The sequence below is a fragment of the Janthinobacterium kochi genome, from assembly GCF_051380715.1.
Taxonomy (GTDB): domain Bacteria; phylum Pseudomonadota; class Gammaproteobacteria; order Burkholderiales; family Burkholderiaceae_D; genus Janthinobacterium.
Genome location: NZ_JBNYXO010000003.1, coordinates 437678 through 458907 on the forward strand (window position 1 = coordinate 437678; position 21230 = coordinate 458907).

The 21230-nt window shown below is 68.8% G+C and carries 9 protein-coding genes and 1 pseudogene; 7 read left to right on the plus strand and 3 right to left on the minus strand.

Annotated features, from left to right (window positions below; translation table 11 throughout):
- Nucleotides 1-8: 8 nt before the first annotated feature.
- Both ACQ4WL_RS09625 and ACQ4WL_RS09630 read left to right on the plus strand, forming a co-directional pair.
- The gene (locus tag ACQ4WL_RS09625; protein WP_436509499.1) at nt 9-2522 is read left to right on the plus strand and encodes an ATP-binding protein; all 2514 of its coding nucleotides are present in this window, start codon (nt 9-11) and stop codon (nt 2520-2522) included.
- Nucleotides 2523-2641: 119 nt separating this feature from the next.
- Nucleotides 2642-3628 (plus strand): magnesium and cobalt transport protein CorA, encoded by a 987-nt coding sequence (locus tag ACQ4WL_RS09630; protein ID WP_436509500.1) that lies wholly within the window; start codon nt 2642-2644, stop codon nt 3626-3628.
- 8 nt (nt 3629-3636) lie between these two features.
- Here ACQ4WL_RS09630 and ACQ4WL_RS09635 read toward each other — a convergent pair.
- Together ACQ4WL_RS09635 and ACQ4WL_RS09640 are read right to left on the minus strand one after the other, a co-directional pair.
- A pseudogene (locus tag ACQ4WL_RS09635) lies at nt 3637-4235 on the minus strand (alpha/beta hydrolase); the annotation flags it as partial.
- Between the two features lie 165 nt (nt 4236-4400).
- Nucleotides 4401-4631: a hypothetical protein gene (locus tag ACQ4WL_RS09640; RefSeq protein ID WP_436509501.1), complete on the minus strand. Its 231-nt coding sequence runs from the start codon at nt 4629-4631 to the stop codon at nt 4401-4403.
- Between the two features lie 174 nt (nt 4632-4805).
- On the opposite strand from ACQ4WL_RS09640, the gene ACQ4WL_RS09645 reads away from it, so the two are divergent.
- From ACQ4WL_RS09645 to ACQ4WL_RS09665, 5 genes are all read left to right on the plus strand, one after another.
- Nucleotides 4806-5540 carry an STN domain-containing protein gene (locus ACQ4WL_RS09645; protein ID WP_131688789.1) on the plus strand — a complete coding sequence of 245 codons (735 nt, stop codon included), beginning with the start codon at nt 4806-4808 and terminating at the stop codon, nt 5538-5540.
- A complete protein-coding gene (locus ACQ4WL_RS09650) occupies nt 5530-6072 on the plus strand; it encodes an RNA polymerase sigma factor (RefSeq protein WP_131688790.1) in 543 nt (180 codons plus the stop codon). The genes ACQ4WL_RS09645 and ACQ4WL_RS09650 overlap by 11 nt, the downstream gene beginning before the upstream one ends.
- 14 nt (nt 6073-6086) lie before the next feature.
- Nucleotides 6087-7034, plus strand: a complete 948-nt coding sequence (locus ACQ4WL_RS09655; RefSeq protein WP_436509502.1) for a FecR family protein — start codon at nt 6087-6089, stop codon at nt 7032-7034.
- 212 nt (nt 7035-7246) lie between these two features.
- Nucleotides 7247-20047, plus strand: a complete 12801-nt coding sequence (locus ACQ4WL_RS09660) for a putative filamentous hemagglutinin family protein (protein WP_436509503.1) — start codon at nt 7247-7249, stop codon at nt 20045-20047.
- Nucleotides 20047-20649, plus strand: coding sequence for an RNA polymerase sigma factor (locus ACQ4WL_RS09665; protein ID WP_436509650.1), 603 nt, complete (start codon nt 20047-20049; stop codon nt 20647-20649). The genes ACQ4WL_RS09660 and ACQ4WL_RS09665 overlap by 1 nt, the downstream gene beginning before the upstream one ends.
- Before the next feature lie 21 nt (nt 20650-20670).
- On the opposite strand, the gene ACQ4WL_RS09670 is transcribed toward ACQ4WL_RS09665, so the two are convergent.
- The gene (locus ACQ4WL_RS09670) at nt 20671-21213 is read right to left on the minus strand and encodes a cytochrome b (protein ID WP_436509504.1); all 543 of its coding nucleotides are present in this window, start codon (nt 21211-21213) and stop codon (nt 20671-20673) included.
- Between the last annotated feature and the right edge of the window lie 17 nt (nt 21214-21230).

The following is a 21230-nucleotide window of genomic DNA, read 5'->3' on the forward strand; positions in this document are numbered from 1 at the left end:
AGGCCACCGTGAAAATCGTCACGCGTTTCAAGCTGGCCCAACTGTTTTGCGTGGCGCTCGTGGCCATCATCGTCGCCGTGCTGTTCTCCACCACCATGGCGATGCAGCGCGAACTGGCGAAGAACAAGGCGGCGGCCGATATCCTGCAAGCCGTCACGTCGCTGCGCTACCTGTCGATCGAATATGCGCTGCATCATGGCGCGCGCACGCGGGCCCAGTGGCAGCTGCGCAGCGAATCGCTGGCCACGGGCCTGCTGGCCGCGCCCGCCTTCAGCGCCGCCGAGGAGCGCGCGCTGCTGCGCGAATTGCAGGGCGACCTGGCCGGCGTGGGCGCTCTGTTCGAGCTGTTTGTGGCGAATCACCGCGAGCTGGGGCAGGATCCGCAGCGGCGCGAGGTGTTGGGCGAGCTGGAGTCGCGCCTGTCCGGCCAGATCATGGGCAAGGTGCAGGGCATGATCTCGGATGCGATGCGGCTGTCCGAATTGAGCCGGCAAGGCGTGCTGGACGCGCAGCAGCGGGCCAACGTGGCCGTGCTGCTGTTTGGCGGCATGATCATCGCGCTGGTGGCCGGCCTGATCTATTTCACCATGACCAGCGTCACGGGCCCGCTGGAGAAGCTGCGCCAGGGCACGCTGATCGTCGGCGCCGGCAAGCTCGACTTTGCGCTCGGCGTACACACCAAGAATGAAATCGGCGACCTGGCGCGCGCCTTCGACGGCATGACGGACAAGCTGCGCCGCACCACCGTCTCGCGCGACGAACTGGCCCACACGAATGCCGCGCTGGAAACGCAGATCGCCGAACGCCAGCTGGCCGAGCGCAAGGTGCATGAGCAGATCGAGCGCCTGAACCTGCTGCAGCAGATCACGCGCTCGATCGGCGAGCGGCAGGACTTGCGCAGCATCTTCCAGGTGGTGGTGCGCAGCCTGGAAGAGCAGCTGCCCATCGATTTCAGCTGCATCTGCCTGTACCAACCGTCGCAGCACGCGCTACAGGTGACGTGCGTGGGCGTGCGCAGCGAGGCGCTGGCGCAGTCGTTCATGATGAGCGAACACGCGCACATTCCCATCGACGAGAATGGCCTGTCGAGCTGCGTGCGGGGCAAGCTCGTGTATGAAGCCGATATCGCCGAGGTGGCGTTTCCGTTTCCGCAGCGATTGGCGCAAGGGGGACTGCGCGCCCTCGTCATGGCGCCGCTGCTGGCTGAAAACACAGTCTTCGGCATCCTGATCGTGGCGCGCCATGCCGCACACAGCTTTACCAGCGGCGAATGCGAATTCCTCAGCCAGCTGAGCGAGCATGTGGCACTGGCCGCCAACCAGGCGCAGCTCTACGGCGCGCTGCAGCGCGCATATGACGATTTGCGCCAGACGCAGCAGTCGGTGATGCAGCAGGAGCGCCTGCGCGCACTGGGGCAGATGGCCAGCGGCATCGCGCACGACATCAACAACGCCATTTCCCCCGTGGCCCTGTACACCGAGTCCTTGCTGGAGACGGAAACCAACCTGAGTCCACAGGGCCGGCATTGCCTGGAAGTCATCGAGCGCGCCATCGACGACGTGGCCGCCACCGTGGCGCGCATGCGCGAATTCTACCGCCAGCGCGAACCGCAACTGGCGCTGTCGCCCATCAACGCCAATCTGGTGGTGCAGCAGGTGCTGGACTTGACGCGCGCGCGCTGGAGCGACATGCCGCAGCAGCGCGGCATCGTCATCGCCCTGCGCACGGAGCTGGCGGACGCTCTGCCCATGCTGCCTGGCAGCGTGGGCGAACTGCGCGAAGCGCTGACCAACCTGGTCTTCAACGCCGTCGACGCCATGCCGGACGGCGGCACATTGAGCGTGCGCACCAGCTGTACCGGCGCAGCGGGAGAGGCGCGGCAGGTGCGCATCGAGGTGGGCGACACGGGCGTCGGCATGGACGAGAACACGCGCCGCCGCTGCCTGGAACCGTTTTTCACCACCAAAGGCGAGCGGGGCACGGGCCTGGGCCTGGCCATGGTGTATGGCATGATGGAGCGCCATGGCGCCAGCATCGACATCGTCACGGCGCCGGGCCAGGGCACGGTGGTACGCCTGGCTTTTCCCGCCTGCGCGGTGGGCGAGGGGGAGCAAGCGCCCGAGGCGGCCCACGCCGTGCCGTCGCGCTTGCGCATTTTGGTGGTGGACGACGACCCGATGGTGCTCAAGTCCCTGCGCGACATCCTGGAAATCGATGGTCACGAGGTGGTGTCCGCCGACGGGGGCCAGGCCGGCATCGACTGCTTCCTGGCCGCGCACGACCGGCACGAACACTTTGCGGTGGTCATCACGGACCTGGGCATGCCCCACGTGGACGGGCGCAAGGTGGCCAGCGCGGTGCGCCAGCATTCGCCGGCCACGCCCATCATCATGCTCACGGGCTGGGGCCAGCGCCTGGCGGCCGACAGCGACTATCCCGAACACGTCGACTGCGTGCTGGGCAAGCCGCCCCGGCTGAAGGAATTGCGGCGCGCCTTGAATGCGGTCATGTCGACGGGCTAGGGCCATACCGAGACTCCGGGTGTTCGTCCCGGCACGCCTTTGGCGCCCGGCCCGCAGTGGGCGCCGTCCTTTCCGCTATACTGGCCCCCCAATATTGCCGCCACTAGCCGAAAATCACCATGGACCTGAGTACCCACGCCGCCGTCGTCAATTGCGAAGCGTATCGCGACGGCAGGAAGATCGCGCACTTTGATATCGACAAGGTGGGCGACTTTCTCGGCGACCCCGATTGCTTCGTCTGGATCGGCATGGCCAGTCCCGACAGCATCGCCATGCAGGCGCTGCAATCGGCGTTTGGCTTGCACGAACTGGCCGTCGAGGATGCGCAGGGCGCGCACGAGCGACCCAAGCTGGAAGAATACGGCGACACCCTGTTCATGGTGATGCACACGGCCACCCTGGACGGCGACGCCATCGTGTACGGCGAAACTCACGTCTTTCTCGGCCCCCGCTTCATCATCACGGTGCGCCATGGCGCCTCGGCAGGCTATGCGAAGTTGCGTGAGCGCAAGGAAAGCGTGCCCGAGAAACTGGCCAGCGGCCCCGGCTACGTGCTGTATTCCATCATCGACTTCATCGTCGACCAGTACCAGCCCTGCATCGACCATTTGCAGTCCCGCTTCCAGCACTACGAGCTGCAATTGTTCCAGCCCAGTCTCTCCGAAGACAAGCTACAGGATTTCTACCAGCTCAAGACGGAGCTGCTGAAGCTGGACGCAGCCGTCAATCCCCTGCATGACATTTGCACCCAGCTGATTCGTTTCCATGGCGACATCGTGCCCAAGGAAAACCGCATCTATTACCGCGACATTCTCGACCACGTCAAACGGGTCACGCACACGGCGGGGCAGATGCGCGAACTGGTCAATTCGGCCATGCAGGTGGCGCTGGGACAAATCTCGATCCGCCAGAACGAGGTGGTCAAGCGCCTGGCCGCCTGGGCCGCCATCCTGGCCGTGCCCACCATGGTCTTCAGCCTGTACGGCATGAACTTCGAATTCATGCCGGAACTGAAGTGGCGCGGCAGCTATCCGGCCGTGATCGTCGTCATCGTCGCCGGCTGCTACTGGCTGCACCGGCGCCTGAAGCGCGAGGGCTGGCTGTAGGCCGCCGCCTTACGCGCCCGCCACCGCGCTGCCATGCGTTCCTGGTTGACGGGGGAAGCATGTGGTCGGCAGTGGAAATCTGGTACCAGCTGGGTTTATGTTTCCAGGCCGGGTCGCTGATGGTATCGCCTAAGGTGCTGGCCAGCGGCGCTTTCTGGATCACGCCCCGCACGGCGCCTTCTTCCGCATCGAGGTCCTGGCAAAAACTGTCATGGTATTGCTCGGGCTTGATCCACAGACAGCCGTCGCTGTCGCCTTCCAGGCTGGCCGCGCCCAGGGGCGGGTGTTCCTGCGTGATGCTGCCCGGGCTTTCGCCCACGTCGGGCGCGAAGGCGGCGATGTACACGAGGCCCGCCACATTCGGCGCATTGCCGGCCACGCTGATGACGGCGCCGCCGTAGGAATGTCCTACCAGCAAGACCGGGCCATGGACTTGCGCCACCATCTTGCGCGTGCGCTCGGCGTCGTCGGCCAGCGAGGTCAATGGCAGTTCGACGGCGCGGATGGCCGTGTGGCCCTGGCGCCGCAATTCGACAATGACGCGGCTCCAGTGGGCGGTGCCGCCCCAGAAACCGTGGACCAGGACGATGGTGGCTTGCTGGCTCATGCGGATACTCCTGGTGGCGAAGGAGACGGAGGAAATCTCGCAGTTGTAAATGAATAATAGCGCAGCGGACAAGTGCGCATCCATTGTAGACCTTCCGGCGCCTGCGCCGCCGTTGCCTTACTTTTTCCAGCGCATGGCTTCGATGGCGCCCATCACGGCGGATGCCTATTTGATCAAGAAATCGCTGTGGAAACCGTTGCGGATGAGCAGATGGGTGCGGTCGGGCAGGGCGCTGGCCAGGCACTCGCCACATTCCAGGCGCAGCGGGCAAAAAACATCGAAAAATGCTTGCCCGGCCGCCACGATCTCGGGATCGGACTTCGGCGACAGCCATGGCAGCAAGTTGCGCAAGGTGCCGGGGTCGACGCTGGCAACGCCGCAGGCGGCGAGGGCCACCAGCGCAGCGGTGCCGAGCAGCAGGCGCCGGCGGGCATGAGCATGGGGTGAGCAATGGCTGAAGGCGGCGGCCGGTCCCGGCGTGTCACGATGGTGTCACTTTTGCCGTGTAGCCTGCTGCTGTCGATGGAGTATCCGTCGGCAACAGCCCCATTTCGAGAACAGGACGATAGCGTGATGACAGCAAGCCCGGCGTCGCTCAGTGTGCTGGCGCTGGCCGCATGCCTGCTGCTGGCCGGCTTCGCCGCGGCAGGAGCGGCGCACGCCGCGCCGCCGCTGTATGCGTTCCAGATTCCTGCCCAGCCGCTGGCCGATGCGCTCAGGGCGTATGGCCTCATCACGGGGATTTCCGTGCTGGCGCCCAGCGGCGCCTTGCGCCAGCGCTACAGCAGTGCCGTGCAAGGCAGCTTTGCGGCGCCGGAGGCGCTGCAACGCCTGCTGTCGGGCACCGGCCTGCATGCGCGTTTTCCGGCGGCGAATGCCGCCATCATTCAGCTGCCTTCCGGCGATACTCCGGCTACGCCGCCACTGTCACCGGAAAGCGGTCCCATCGCCCTGGACGCCATCGATGCCGTGCATGCGGACGGTGCTGATTATGGCGCTTATGTCAGTGGCGTGCAGGCGCAATTGCTGCGCGTCCTGTGCCGCTCGGCCCTGACGCGCCCCGGCAGCTACCGTCTGGCGCTACGCTTGCGCATCGCCGCGTCGGGCAGCGTGGCGACGCTGAAACAGGCGGGCAGCACGGGACGCCCGCTGCGCGATGCCGTGATCTCGCGCAGCTTGCGTGTGCAGGTATTCGAGCCGCCGCCGCCGGCCATGCCGCAGCCGATCACCATTCTGCTGCGCCCGGATGACGCTGGCGGCGCCTGCCAGCCCGCGCCCGCGGAGGACCAGGCTGATGCCCGATAGCTTGCGCGCGCGTCTGCGCGGCGTGCTGGTGACGCGCTATGGCCAGCTGCGCCGCAAGCTTGAATACATCGTCGGCACCGGGGAGCGCGCGACCGATGCCCTGCAGGAGACCTGGCTGCGCCTGGAGTCGATGCCCGGCAATACCGCCGTGCGAAATCCCGACGCCTATCTGCTGCAGATGGCGGTCAACGTCGCCACCGACCAGTACCGCCGCGAACACCGGAAATTGAACGATGCCGATATCGACGCCCTGTTCGACGTGGAAGACGAACTGGCCGATCCCGAACGCATCGTCGCGGCGCGCAGCGAGATCATTGCCCTGGAAGCGGCGCTGCGCCAGCTTACGCCGCGCCAGCGCGAGATCCTGCTGGCGGCGCATATCGATGGCCAGCTCAATCGCGAGATCGCCGCGCGCCTGGATATTTCGCTGAGCCTGGTGGAAAAAGAGTTGCGGCACGCCCTGCGACATTGCCAGCAATACGTGGGCGCGCCGGCCGACATGGCAGCCCGTGGCGGCCCGCGCCGCTTCTGATACGATTCTTCATCATGACCCAACACAGCAACGACAGCGACGGCGATATCGAGGAACAGGCGAGGCAATGGCTGGTGCGCCTGCGCTCGGGCCGGGCGAGCGAGGCCGATGCGCACGCATTCGCCCGCTGGCGTGCGCAAAGTCCCGGCCATGCCCGGGCGGCGCGGGAACTGGGACAGCTGTGGCGCGGCCTGCGCATGGCGGCGCCCGCGGTGGCGCGCGAGCAGGCCATGCGCGCACCGTCGCGCGGCCGACGCGCCTTCCTGGGTGGCGCGCTGGCCACGGGCGTGGCGCTGCTGGCCTTGCGTCCGCCGCTGGCCCTGTGGCCGTCCGTGGGCGAACTGGCCGCCGACTATCGCACGGGCACGGGCGAGCAGCGCCAACTGGCGCTGGCCGGCGGCGCACAAGTGCGCATGAATACGCAGACACGCTTGAACCTGCGCGGCGCGGATGACGCCACGTTCATCGAATTGCTGGCCGGTGAAGCGCAGATCGTGACGGGTGGCCGTGAGGCGTGTACCGTGCTGGCCGGCGGCGCGCGGCTGCAGGCGCGCGCCGCCAGTTTCAACGTGCGCTGCCTTCCGGATGGCGACGTGGAATTGAGCTGCCTGGAAGGCCTGGTCGAGGTCGACCACCCGCAGCGGCGCACCACCTTGTCCGCGTCGCAGCAGTTGCGCTACGGCCCGGCCGTGCTGCGCCTGGCCGCGCCCGCCGATTCCAATGCCGTGCTGGCCTGGCGCCGCGGCCTGCTGTTGTTCAATGACACGCCGCTGGCGCAGGTGGTCGAGGAGCTCAACCGATACCGGCCCGGCAGGATCTTCCTGCAAAGCGAAGAGCTGGGCATGCGCCGCGTCCAGGCGCAGTTTTCCATCGCTAAGCTCGATGTCGCCCTGGCGCTGATCCGCGACCTGTACGGCGCCCGGCTCACCTACTTGCCTGGCAATCTGGTCCTGCTCAGCTAGGCCCTGTCACGCGCGCGCGCATCAAGCCGGGCGTGGACACAGCGTATCTCGCCGTCAACTATGGGAATGCTCCCAGCGTTGCCTTCGATAGTGTTTCTGGAAAAAATAAATGCGGGTTAGGCGGGCACCATGCGTCCCAGTCATGAGCAGCGCGTTTTCAGCGCGCTTTCCCTGACCAACCAGCACGTTCATTTTTCCAGGAAATCATTGCCATGACCATGTTTCACACTGCCCGGCGCAAGACCATGACACAGACGCTGCGCGTGCCTGCGCCGCAAGCGGCCATGCGGCTTACGCCACTCGCCTATGCCGTGGCCGTGCTGCTGGCGGCGGGTGGCACGGTGCAGCAGGCGCAGGCGCAGCAGGCGTTCAGCGGCGCCTGGTTTGCCGGCAAGGGCGCGACGCAGGCGACAGTGGTGCAAACGGGGCGGCAGCCCGGCGGTGTGCCGCTGGCCGGACGGCCGGCGGCGCCTGGCCCGCAGACTGGCGAGCAGTTGCAGCGTTCGCTCAACAACCTGAATCTGGCCGCGCGCGCCATCGCTGCGCAGCAGGCGGCGCAGGCACAGGCGCGCCAGGCAGCGGCCGCTGCGCCCGGCGTGCCCGACGGCTTGGTGAATGGCGGCCTGAAGATCGATGCCAACAGCCTGACGGCTGGCTGGCTCAACGCCCAGGCGCCCGTGCAGACGGTGCAGGGAGGCAAGACGACGGTGCTGGTGCGGCAGACGGCCGACAAGGCCATCCTGAACTGGGAAACGTTGAATGTCGGCAAGGATACGACTTTGTCCTTCCAGCAGCAGAAGGACTGGGCCGTGCTGAACCGGGTCAATGATCCGCTGGCGCGTCCCAGCCAGATCCAGGGCCGCATCGAGGGCGACGGCACGGTGCTGCTGGTCAACCGCAACGGCATCGTCTTCCATGGCGCCAGCCAGGTCGATACGCGCAACCTGGTGGCTGCCGCCGCCGGCATCGGCGACGTGCAGTTCCGCGAGCGCGGCATTTACAGCAATGGCAGCACGCCATCGATCAGCGATGCACTGGGCAAGGTCGAGGTGCTGCGCGGCGCACGCCTCGCCACGCGCGCGCCCGCCAATTCCACCGAGGGGGGCGGCTATGTGCTGCTGGCGGGCGCCGAGGTGCATAACGGCGGCGAGATCCTTGCGCCGAAGGGACAGGTGCTGCTGGCCGCTGGCGACAGCTTCGTCATCCGCAAGGGCGCGGGCACGGATGGCAATGCGCTGTCCACCACGCGTGGCAATGAGGTCGTGCCCCGGTCCGGCGTGGCGGGTGTGACAGGCAAGGTCGCCAATTCGGGGCTGATCCAGGCGCGCGAAGGCGATGCGACCCTGGCCGGGCGCGAGGTGCGCCAGGATGGCGTGCTGCTTGCCAGCACCAGCGTCAATGCGCGCGGCACGGTGCACCTGCAGGCGCTGGGTGAGCAGGCCGCCGTGGTGCTGGGGCAGGGAGCCACGACAGCCGTCCTGATCGAGGAAGATGCGAGGACCACGGCGCTCGACAGCCAGCGCGACGGCTTGCGCGCCCCGGCCTTGGCCGGCGCCGCGTCCATGCTGCCGCTGGCGGACCGGCGCGACCAGTCGCGCATCGCCATCGACAGCGCCGGCACGGTGGATTTCCAGGACGCGTCGCTGACGCTGGCCACAGGTGGGCAGATCAGCGTCAATGCGGCCGGCCGCAGCCTGGTGCGCGATGGCGCGCGGATCGACGTGGCGGGCGCGGCCGGGGTCAGGTTGGCCATGGAAAGCAACAACGTCAAGGTCAACGTGCAGGGCAACGAACAGCGCGACGCACCAGGCAACCGCGATGGCAAGGGGCTCAATAGCAGCGATATCTGGCTGGACAGGCGCAGCCTCGTGTTTGTTCCCAAGGGAACGAATGGCTATGACAGCGACCGCTGGTACACGGCGGGCGGCTTGCTGGAGGTGGGCGGCTACCTGGGCATGCAGGGACACACGGTGGGAGAATGGATGGCGCAGGGCGGCACGCTCAGTTTTGACGGCAAGGACGTCGTCACGCAGGCCGGCTCCAGCATCAACCTGTCGGGCGGCACCTTGCGGGTGGAAGGCGGCTCGATCCGCCAGACCTGGGTCAATGGGGCCGATGGCCGCCAGTACGAAGCATCGCGCGCGCCCGGCGACCTGCTGTACACGGGCCTGTACCGGGGCTTTGAAGAGCTGCACGCGCGCTGGGGCGAGTCTGCCACGGCTTCCTACCGCAGTCCGTTGATCGCGCCGATGCAGCGGCTGGAAAACGGCTATACGGTGGGGCGCGATGCCGGCAAGCTGGTGATTGGCACGCAGGCGGCCGTGCTGGAAGGGCTGATCGACGCCAGCGCCGTCCAGGGTCCGGGTCAGCAGCAGGCGGCGCAGGCCGGTGTCGATGGCTACCATCAGTCGCACAAGGCCGCCGCCACGCGCGGCCAGCTGATCGTTGGCCGCTCCGTGCCCATGTTCGAAAAGAGCACGGGCCTGACGCACGACAGCCTGGGCGCCGTCATGCGCGACGTGCAACTGGCCGGCGGCGCGGACGATATCGCCGCAGGCCTGGACCTGGACACGCTGCTGCCAACGTCGCGCCAGGGTCGCCTGGTGCTCGATACGGCACGCCTGAATGGCTTCGAACTGGGCGCCCTGCGCATTGCCGCCACGGATACGATCGCCGTCAATGGCGCCGTGCGCGTGGCCGACGGCGGCAACGTGACCCTGTACGGCAGCGACGTGGCGGTCAAAGCCGACGTGACGGCGCATGCGGGCGGCATCCAGATCGGCAATATCCTGCGGCAGGCTGTCAACGACCGCATCGAGGACAGCGTGCTGAAGGCGCCCGCCGGCGGCAAGGCCGGCGTGCTGGTGGCCGGCGGCGTGACGCTGGACGCGAGCGGCTTGTGGAGCCAGTCCCTGCAGGAGGAAGTATCATTGCCTGGCGCCAGGCTGGCATACAGGCATGGCGGCAGTGTTTCGCTGCGCAGCAGCGGCGACGTGCTGCTGCGCAAGGACAGCCGCATCGACGTGCGTTCGGGTGCGGCGCAGCTGGCTGGCGGTGCGGTACGTGGCGGCAAGGGCGGCAGCGTGACGCTGGAAACGCGCATGCAGGGTAGCGACCGTGCAGCCAGCCTGGGTTTCGACGGCGCGCTGCTGGGCCAGGGCATGGAGGGCGGTGGCACGCTGCAGGTGCGCGCGGCGAAGGTGCTGATCGGCGGAGCGGCGCAGGCGGCGGCCGACACGCTGCAGCTGGACAGCGGTTTTTTTGACAAGGGGTTTTCCCGCTACGATATCGGCGGCAACGGCGGCTTGACGGTGGCCGACGGCGCGCAGGTCGCGGTGACGATGCCGCTGCTGCGCATGGCCGGGCAGGAGGTGGAAGCGTGGCTGTCGCCCGTATACCGCGAAGACGCGAGGAAGGGCGTGCTGACGCAGCGCCTTGGCGCCAGCTTGCGGCTGCAGGCCGGTGTGGCGGACGTCTCCGGCGGCGCGGACATGGCCAGCGTCCAGGCGCGCATCGGCCACGGCGCCACGCTGGAAGTCGATCCTGGCCAGTCGATCACGGTAGCGGGCATCGGCCAGCTGACGCTCGATGGCCGCCTGAACGCCTGGGGCGGCAAGATCGTGCTGGAAGGCATGGCGGGCGATGTGCAGGCGGCCGAGACGGCCAACGGCGCCGGGCACGGCCGCTCGATCTGGATCGGCGACGGGGCCGTGCTGGACGCGGCGGCGCGCGCCGCCACGGCCGTCGATGCGCGCGGCCAGCGCTATGGCCTGGTGCGCGACGGCGGCAGCATCGTGGTGGGCGGCACGCTCGACCAGGCCACGGGCAAGGCCGATGCGGCGCACCTGTTCGTGGCCGTGCGCGAAGGCGCGCTGCTCGACGCTTCCGGCGCACAGGCGCAGCTCGACGTGGCGGGCCTGGGCGCCACGCAAGTGGCCAGCCGTGGCGGCAGCATTGCGCTGGCGTCGAACAACGGCCTGTATCTTGATGGCCAGATGAAAGCCGGCGCGGGCGGCGCCGGCGCGGCCGGCGGCACGCTCGCTCTCGCGCTGGAAACGCCGCAGTACCGCGATACCGCCGGTGCGCGCGTGCGCCAGGCGCGCGAGTTCATGCTGCGCCAGCAACCGGCCGGCGGCACGCTGGCCGCCACCCAGCCGGAACAGGCGGCCGCGCAGTTCGTGTATGGCCACGCGGCGCTGGCCGCCTCGCAGGTGGCCGCTGGCGGCTTCGGCAATCTGTCCATCCTCAGCAACGGCATGCTCGGCTTCGATGGCGACCTGTCCCTGTCGCTGGGCCAGAGCCTGCATCTGTACGCACCCACCCTGGTACTGGCCGACGGCGCGGCAGCGGCAACGCGCGTGCTGCTGGCGGCGCCATACATGCGCCTGGCCGGCATCGGCGCCGTCGGCGCGGGCGATGGCCAGATACGTCCCACTGTGACGGGCGGCGTATCGACGCAGCCGGCCGCAGGCACCTTGCGCCTGGAAGCCACGCAGCTGCTCGACGTGCGCGACGTGCTGACGACGGGTGTGCATGGCGGCAAGGAGCGTGCGCAAGGACTGCCGATGGTGCTCGACCGGCGTGCCTTCGACAGCGTGGAACTGGCCAGCCAGGGCGACTTGCGTTTCCTGGGCGCCACCGTCAGCGGCCAGAATACCGCCCTCAACACGCCGGCCGACCTGTCGCTGACGGCGGCCCGCATTTATCCGGCAACAGGCGCCAGCGCCATCGTGCGGGCCGGCTACCTGGGCGGGGGCAGCGATTATGCGCAGCAGCGCCTGCTGCGCATAGGCCGCGCCGGTACGGAGGGCGCAGCGCCGCCGCTGCCGCCACCTTCCGCCTTTGGCGCGCTGACACTGGGCGCCGCCGCGATCGAGCAGGGCGGCGTGTTGCTGGCCCCGCTGGGCAGCCTCGTGCTGGGCGCCAGTACGGGCGCCAGCATGTCGGACACGCGTTCCTTGCGCTTCCTGCCGGGCAGCGTGACTTCGGTCAGCGGCGCCGGCCTGATGCTGCCGTATGGCGGCACGGCCGACGGCGTCAGCTGGCGCTACGATGGCCAGGATGTCAGCCTGCTGGGCGCGGGCGGCACCTATGGCACGACGGCCAATCTGAAGGTGGGACTGGCGATGAAGAGCCGCGCGGTCGACGTGCAGCCGGGCTCCGTGCTCGATCTGTCGGGCGGCGGCCAGTTGCTGGGCGCCGCCTTCGTGGCCGGCCGCGGCGGCTCCACCGATGCGCGCTACCATCCGCTGGTGCAGACGCGGGCCAACGGCGGCTTCATCCTGCCTGAACTGGCCAGCAATCCCTTGTACGCGATTGTGCCGGGCGCGCAGGCGCCGGTGGCCCCCGCCGATGGCGAGCGCGGCGCCAGTGTGCCCGTGCCGGGCCAGCAGGTGACGATAGGCGCCGGCGTGCCTGGTTTGCCGGCCGGCAGCTACACCTTGCTGCCGTCGACCTACGCCTTGCTGCCGGGCGCCTTTCGCGTCGAGTTCAATGGCCAGGCCGGCATCGCGCCGGCCGCGCCGAATGCCATGCGCAATGGTTCTTGGGCCGCCAGCGGCCGCCTGTCCGTGGCAGGCACGGGCATCGGCGACTCGCTGTCGCGACAGCTGATCGTGACGCCGGCCAGCGTGTTGCGCAGTTATTCGCAGTACCGGGAAACCAGCTATGCCGATTTCGTGCGCGCCGACGCGGCCAGGCTGGATGTGCCGCGCGCCATGCTGGAAGCGGATGCGCGGACCATGGTGGTTCAGTTGATGCCAGGCAATGGCAACGCCATCGATTTCCATTTCCAGGGCCAGGCCCGCTTTCAGCCCGCCGACAAGGGACATGGCGGCACGCTGGCCTTCCCGATGGACGGCGGGCATCTGGAAGTGCTGGCGGCCGCTGGCCAGGCCAGCGCCGACATCGGTACCGTATCGCTGCGCGCCGCTGACGTCAACGCCGTGGGCGCGGCGCGCCTGTCGCTGGGCAGCTTGCCCGTGGTGCGCTACGGCCAGGGCGGCAACCTGCTCGACTTCTCCACTGGCGGGGCAGCCGGCGCCATCACCGTGCGTGACGGGGCGTCGCTGTCGGCAGCCGAAGTATTACTCGTCGCTAACTCAACAGTGGCAAACCAGGGCGCCGGCATCAAGGTCGAGCAGGGGGCTGCCATCAGCACGCTGGGGCGCGGCAAGTCCGCCTTCGATGCCGACGACGGCTTCGTCTACCAGCCCGGCTACCGCGGCGTGCTGGCCGTTTCCAACGGGCGCCTGCAGATGCTGGCACCGGAATACGACAGTGCGGGAACGCCGGCCAGCATCCGCATCGGCACTTGCGCGCAAGCCACCTGCGCTGGCGCTACCTCGCTGTATTCGGAAGGCTCGATCGCCTTTGCCACCAGCAGTGCCTTCGAGCTCGGCGACGCCGTGCGCTACGGCACGCGTCACCTGACCCTGGCGGTCGGCGGCATCAATGTGGGCAGTGTGCAGGCGCTCGATGCGGCCGCCGCGCGCGGCGCCCTGCCGCCGGGGCTGACCTTGAACCAGGAGGTCCTGGACCGCCTGCTGCGCGGCGATGCCGGCACGGGCGCGCCGGCCTTGCAGACCTTGTCGCTGACGGCGGCCCAGTCGCTCAATTTCTACGGCGACGCGACCCTGAGTACCATGGATGCCAGCGGCAAGTCGCTGCTGGACAAGTTGTCGCTGACGACGCCGGCCATGTATGGCGGCGGCAAGGCGGGCGAGGCGGCGCGCATCGTCACCGATATCCTCGTCTGGAATGGCGGCACGGCCGGCCCGGCAGCGCTGCCCGGCGCCGTGCTGGCCGGCGGTGCCGGCACGGGCAGCGGCACGCTGGACGTGCGCGCGCGGCGCATCGAGTTCGGCTATGGCCCCGACACGCGCCCGGACCCGCTGGCCGACGCGCAGCGCCTGGTCCTGGGCTTCGCCGACGTCAGGCTCAATGCCAGCGAGCGCATCACGGCCAACCACAAGGGCAGCCTGGCCGTGCACCAGTCGCAGGGCGCCTATGCGACGGGCAAGGGCTACGCCTACGCCGGCGGCGACCTGTACCTGAATACGCCGCTGCTGACGGGACAAGCCGGTTCCGTCAACCGCATCACGGCAGGCGGGGCGCTCAATATCGCGGGAGCGGGCGCTGGCGGGCCGGCGGCGCTTGCCGGCAGCGACGCGCTGGGCGCGGAACTGTTGTTGGCGGGCAATAGCGTGACGCTGGATACGGCCGTGGTGTTGCCTAGCGGCAAACTGACCCTGGCCGCCACGGATGACGTGCGCCTGCTTGACGGCGCGCAGCTGGACCTGGCGGGACGCAAGGTCAGCATCCACGATGCGGACAAATACAGCTGGGGCGGCGAGGTCATACTGACCAGCCGCAGCGGCAATATCGCGCAGGCCGCCGCCGCCGGCATCGATGTGTCGGCCCGCAACAACCAGGGCGGCAAGGTGCAAGCCATCGCCCTCGATGCGGCCGCAGGCAAGGTCGACCTGCAGGGCCGGCTGCTGGGCGGCGCCAGCGGCCGCTATGACGCGGGTGGCACCGTCTTGCCCTACAAGGGCGGCGTCGTGGATATCCGCGCGCAGGACGTGGGCGATTTCGCGGCCCTGAACCGGCGCCTGAATGACGGCAAGGTCGACGGCGAACGCAGTTTCCAGATCAAGCGGGGCGATCTGACCATCGGCGACGAGATCAGGGCGGGCAGCGTCAATGTTTCGCTCGATAATGGCCGCCTGACGGTGGCCGGCACCATCGACGCCAGCGGCGAGCGCGTGGGCACCATCCGCCTGGCTGGCAAGCATGGCGTGACGCTGGCCGGCACGGCCGTGCTCGACGCGCATGGCAGCACGCTGCGCGTCGACAGCTATGGCAAGATCATCGATGCGCCGAACCGGGCGTTGATCGAAATCAATGCGGGCGATGGCGTGCTGGCCCTGGACAGCGGCGCGCGGCTTGATTTGCGCCACGGCACGGCAGCCGCCAGCGGCGCGGGCAAGGGCCGGCATGACGGCAAGGCGCGCGGCACGCTGGACTTGCACGCAGCGCGCCTGGGCAGCGCCGGTGGCGCCAACGACGCCGACGCGGCTACGCACGGCGACATCGCCATCGCGGCCGGCGCAGGCCTGCGCATTGAAGGCGCGCGCGAGATCGCCGTGCACGGCACGGTGCGCTACAGCGATGCGCCACAAGGCGTGCTCAAGGATGCAAATGGCCAGGTTGTGCCGGGCCCGGACGGCTTGACGCAGGCGGACCTGGCGGCGGGTGGACGGCCGTACCAGTTCATCGACCAGGCTTACCTCGATAGCAAGCATGACGACAGCACGGACTTCATGGCGGCGGCGCTGGCCAACGCCAATTTGCTGGAAAATAAGCTGGTAGGCTTGCGGACGGCCGCGCATGCCGAGGCGCTGCATGTGCGGCCCGGCGTGGAAATCGTCACGCAGGGCGACCTTGTGGTCAGCGGCGACATCGACCTGTCCGCGCACCGCTATGCGGGCGTGAACGCGAAGACGCCAAAAACAACCGCCGTGGCCGGCTCGGGCGAACCGGGCAGCCTGGTGTTGCGCGCGGGCGGTAATCTCGACATCTTTGGCAGCATCAACGACGGTTTCGCGCCGCCGCCCGCCACGCCGGACGACAAGGGCTGGGTGCTGACGCCGGGCCGCCAGGCCTACGGCGGCGACGTGGTGGTGCCGGGCCACGGCGTGGTGCTGGCCGAGGGAACGTTGTTTCCCGCCGGTAAGGTCTTGAATTATGCCCTGCCCATCCAGTCGGCGACGCTGGCCGTGGGCACGGTGCTGCCGGTGGCGGCCAGCCTGGCGGCGGCGCTGGAAGTGCCAGTCGATACGGTGCTGCGCGCGGACGTGCGCGACAGCGCCGGCCGCCTGCTGCATGCGGCCGGCACGCTGGTTGCGGGCCAGCCGCTGCTGCTGCCGAAAGGCACGCAGCTGGGCGCCGGTTCGCAGTTGCCCGGGATGGTCGCGCTGGAAGGCCTGACCTGGCCGGCCGGCGTGCCACTGCCGAGCCTGGCGCAGTTTGATAACTACCTCAAGCCGAACGGGGTCATGCTGGCCAGTGCGCTGGCCTTGCGCGTCGGTGCGCTGATCCCCGCCGATACCCGCGTCAAGTTGCCGGGCGGCGCCCTCAGCGTGCCGCTGCGCGCCATCACGGGCGGCGTGCAGGGGCGTAACTGGGCGGTGGCGCCCATGCTGCCGGAAGGCTCGCTGTCGTGGTCGATGCGGCTCGTGTCCGGCGCCGATACCGGCGCGGCCGACACGCGCAGCATCCGGCCCGTGCTGGCGGGCGACCTGCGGCTGGCCGACAGCCATTACGCGCTGTATGAAACGTATGACCGGAAAATCATCCCGGGCACGCCGGCGCGGCCGGGCGGTGCCTGGTTCTGGAATGCGTTCGGGGGCGAGCTGGGGTACGAGCCAGGCACGCCGGTAGCGCCAGATCTTGAAGACTGGTGCGACGCAGGCGCCTGCGACCGCTACAACTATGCCTGGAGCGACAGCGCCAGCCTGTTTGATCCCGCCTGGCTGGCCGGCAAGCCGGTGCCGCTGGATGTGGAAGGACAGTGCGACGCGGACCTCTGCATCCCGCTGGGCAAGGCGATTCCCGGCACGCCGGACCGGGTGGAAATCGGCGCGCTGAAAAGCGTGACGCCTGCGACCCAGCATTTCAGTGTGCTGCGTACGGGGACGGGCGACCTGGACCTGATTGCGGCCGGCAACGTCAGTACCCTGTCGCCATATGGCATCTATACGGCGGGCACCTCCACCGCCAGTATGGGCAATGCCGCCTACAATCAGGCGCGCGGACGCGCCGGCGATGGTGCTACGGTGCTGGGCAGCGGCGGCGCGGCGTATGAATCCCTGGTCGATGGCGGCGCGGCCAGCGCCTATGCGGCCTGGTACCCTGACCTTGGCGGCAATGTGCTGCTGCGCGCGGGCGGCAACCTGACGGGCGACATCGTCAGTGCGTTCGGCGTTGCGCGCCAGGAAGACTTGCGCAGGCAGGCGGCCAGCGCCAACGTGGGCAACTGGCTGTGGCGCCAGGGCACGGGCGGCACGGCCGGCGTCGACCCCATACCCGCCAGCTGGTGGATCAATTTTGGCACGTATATCAAGGAAGCCGGTGGCGCAAGCGTCTTGCAGCCCGACCAGCCGATCATCGACAAGCTGCCCATGCTGGTGGGCTTCACGGGTATGGGCACGCTGGGTGGCGGCAACCTGAGCGTCGATGTGGGCGGCCATGCGGGCATGCAGGCGCGGCGCGGCTCGGCCGATGGCGACCAGTCGCCGCGCAGCGAAGGACTGGTGCTGGCCGTGGCCGGCACGGGCCGGGTCGGCGCCGACGGCGGCCTGCTGCTGACGGGCGGCGGCGACATGGACGTGCGCATCGGCGGCGACCTCAATCCCGGCCTGCAGTCCAGGGCGGCTGTCAACAACGGTTTTGGCATGCAGCTGGGCGCGGCGACGGATTACCAGAACCAGAACCTGAACCTGAATGGCGTGCTGAGCAATCTGCGCGGCGCCCTGGCCCTGCAGACGGGTAGCCTGGGCGGCGTCGCCTTCAACTATGGCGGCATGCCGCAGCAGCACGACAGCAAGGAGCAGCGCGCCTACGATCCCTATGGCGCCACGCTGGGCACGGCCACCGGCGGCGCGACGCTGATGCTGGGCGATGCGGCGGCGCGCGTGTCCACGCGGGGCGACCTGGTGCTGGCCGGCACGGGCGATCCGGGCCGCGTGAAGACGCCTTATTCGTCCGCGTTCACGGCCAATGGCAAGGCCTATGCGCAGGGCGGCTACGGCTGGTTCTCGCTGTGGACGGACGGCACGGCGATCGACCTGTTCTCCGCCGGCGGCAGCCTGGCGCCGAGCGTGCAACTGGGCGATGTCGATTTTGGCAGGACACCGGCCAGCCAAGGCAACCATGCCGATTCGGACGGGCGTTTCCTGTTTCCTTCGCAGCTGGGGGCGGTGGCCGCCAACGGCAGTATCTTCCTGGGCAAGTCGGCGCTGGGCGGGCAAGACTACTACGCGCCAGGCTATTCCATGCTGCTGGCGCCGTCGGCCAACGGCCGGCTCGACTTGCTGGCGGGCGATTCGCTGTATGCCAGTGGCTATGCCGTGAGCCGCTCGGGCACCGCCGCGTCCAGCCTGCCCACGCCCGTTCATCCCGCCTTCGCCGGCTATGAGCAGCCAGCCACCTACGTGGCGGGCAATGGCAGCGTTGACGGCATCGTATCGAGCTTGGTGCGTTTTCCCCTGTTCGCGTTCGGCAGCCCCAGCGCCGCGCCGCTCGGCGACATCGCCGGCACGCCGTCGCGCCTGTACGCGGGCAAAGGCGATATCGTCGGCTTGCGCAGCGGCGAGCTCCTGGCGTTTGCCAACGGCCAGCGGGCCGGACAGACGTGGTACGAGGGTGCCGCGCCCGTGTGGATGAGGGCCGGGCGCGACATTGTCAACTCCGGCACACAGCCGGGCCAGCCGACGGCGCTGCCGAAGGACATCGCCAATACCCGGGAGAATGTGTATGGCAATGGCGGCAGCACGGGCAACCTGTTCGTGCATGCGCGCGCCACGGACGTGTCCATCGTCTCGGCCGGCCGCGACATCCTGCATAGCAGCTTCAACGTGGCCGGTCCCGGCACGCTGGAACTGACGGCGGGGCGCCATATCCGCATGGAAGAGCAGGGTGCGCTGGTCAGCCTGGGCGCCGTGCTTGCTGGTGATAAACGCCCCGGCGCCGACATCGTGCTGCAGGCGGGGCTGGGCGAAGCCGGCGTCAATGGCGTCGATTTCGCCGCCTTCGCGCAGCGCTACCTGGACCCGGCCAACCTGGCCCAGCCTGGCGTGCCATTGGCACAACAGGCGGGCAAGGTCGCCAGGACCTATGCGCTGGAGCTGGCCGCCTGGCTGGCGGCGCGCGAGGGTTTTTCCGGCACGCCACAACAGGCGCGCACGCGCTTTGCCGCCTTGCCGCCCGAGCAGCAGCGGATCTTCGCGCGCCAGGTCTTCTTCGATGAATTGAAGGCGGGCGGGCGCGAGTACAACGATGCGCAAGGTCCGCGTTTCGGCAGCTACCTGCGCGGCCGCAACGCCATCGCGGCGCTGTTCACCGCGCAGGATGCGAACGGCGCGCGCATCCGCTATCAGGGCGATATCAGCCTGTATGGCCCGTCCGGCGTGAATACCCTGTTTGGCGGCGATATCAGCATGCTGGCGCCGGGCGGCAAGCAGGTCTTCGGCACGGAGGGGCAGGCACCGCTCGCGGTGCCTGGCCTGGTGCCTGGCGTGCTCACGCAGGGTGCTGGCGATATCGCGCTGTACGCCCAAGACAGCATGCTGCTGGGCCAAAGCCGCATCATGACGACCTTCGGCGGCGCCATCCTGGGCTGGTCGGCGCTGGGAGACATCAATGCGGGGCGCGGTTCGAAGTCGACCATCGTCTACACGCCGCCCAAGCGCGTGTATGACCAATGGGGTAATGTGACGCTGGCGTCCGACGTACCGAGCACGGGCGCCGGCATCGCCACGCTGGCGCCGATTCCGGAAGTGCCGGCCGGCGATATCGACCTGATTGCTCCTCTCGGCACCATCGACGCGGGCGAGGCGGGCATCCGCGTCTCGGGCAATATCAACCTGGCGGCGCTGCAGGTGGTGAACGCGGCGAACATCCAGGTGCAGGGGAAATCGAGTGGCATGCCGGTGCTTGCTGCCGTGAATGTGGCCGCCCTGAGCAACGCCAGTGCGGCGGCGTCGCAGGCGACGGGGGCGGCGCAGGAAGCGCTGCAGCGCGAGCGGGCTGCGGCGCGCGGTAGCTTGCCATCGATCTTTTCCGTGCGCGTGCTGGGCTTTGGCGACGAGCCGATCGAGGACGGCGACAAGCGCGGCAAGGCAGCCAGCTACCGGCCGGACAGCCCCGTCGCCATCCTGGGCCTCGGCGGGACGGGTGCCACTCAGCGCGCCCACCTGACGCGCCAGGAGCAGCAGGAGCTGGACCTGTGATGGCCAGCGTGGAAGCGTTGTCGCCGTGCCTGCAGACACACCTGGCCACGCACTACGTGCGCCTGCACCGTCGCTTGACGCGCTACTTGGGCTGCGCGGAGCTGGCCAGCGACAGCCTGCACGACGCCTGGCTGCGCCTGGCGGGCAAGCCTGCACCGCCCGCCTGCAGCATGGATGCCTACGTCTGCCGCGTGGCGTGTAACCTGGCCGTGGACCGGCTGCGCCAGGCGCGGCCCTGGCAATACGCGGACGGCGCCGAAGCCGTGCTAGAACAGTTGGCAGACGGCGCGGCGGGACCGGCCACGCTGGCCGAAGTGCGCTCCGAGCTGGCCGCCGTCGACCGGGCGGTGGCGTGTCTACCGCGGCGTCACCGCCAGGTGCTGTTCGGCCTGCGCCTGGAGGACGCCACGCGCGACGAGGTGGCCGCGCGCCACGGCATTTCGCTGCGCAATGTCGACACTTTGCTACGTCAGGCGCTCGATCATTGCGCCGCGCAGACGGGACAGACCGTCATCGGCGGCATCGGTACGGCGCGCCGGGCTTTGCGGACGGCGCGGGCTGGAGTCCAGCCGGGACCGCCATCGTTTGCTGTTATCTCATAACCATCATGGCACGCCGCCCGTCTACAGCATGCGCTGGAAAACCCCGTCCTTGTCCAGCAGCAGATGCTTGAGGCCCGCCAGCACATGCAGCACGATCAGGCCGGCCAGGGTCCAGGCGGCCAGTTCGTGCAGTTCGAACCATTGTTCGGCCAGCGCATGGTCGGGCGCGAACCAGCGTGGCAGGGCCAGGCCGAAAAAGGCCACGCCGCTCTTGCTCAGCAACGCTCCCGCCAGGCCGGTCGCCGGTACCAGCAGCATGCCCGCGTACAGCAGGGCGTGGCCCAGGCGCGACAGGCCCGCTTGCCACGGCGCCACGGACAGGGGCAGGCTTGCCGGCCTGTGGCTCAGGCGCCAGGCGGCGCGCGCGGCGAGCAGCAGCAGGAGCAGCAAGCCCAGCGATTTATGCAAATTGAAATACACCTCGCTGCCGGGCTCGTCCTCGACTTCCATCATGGTCCAGCCCAGGGCCAGCATGGCGGGGATCAGCACGGCCATCAGCCAGTGCAGCAGGCGTGCCGGGGCCGCATGGCGCCAGCCTTGCGTCGTCAATTTCTTGGTGTTCATGGTGTTTCCTTCTCGGT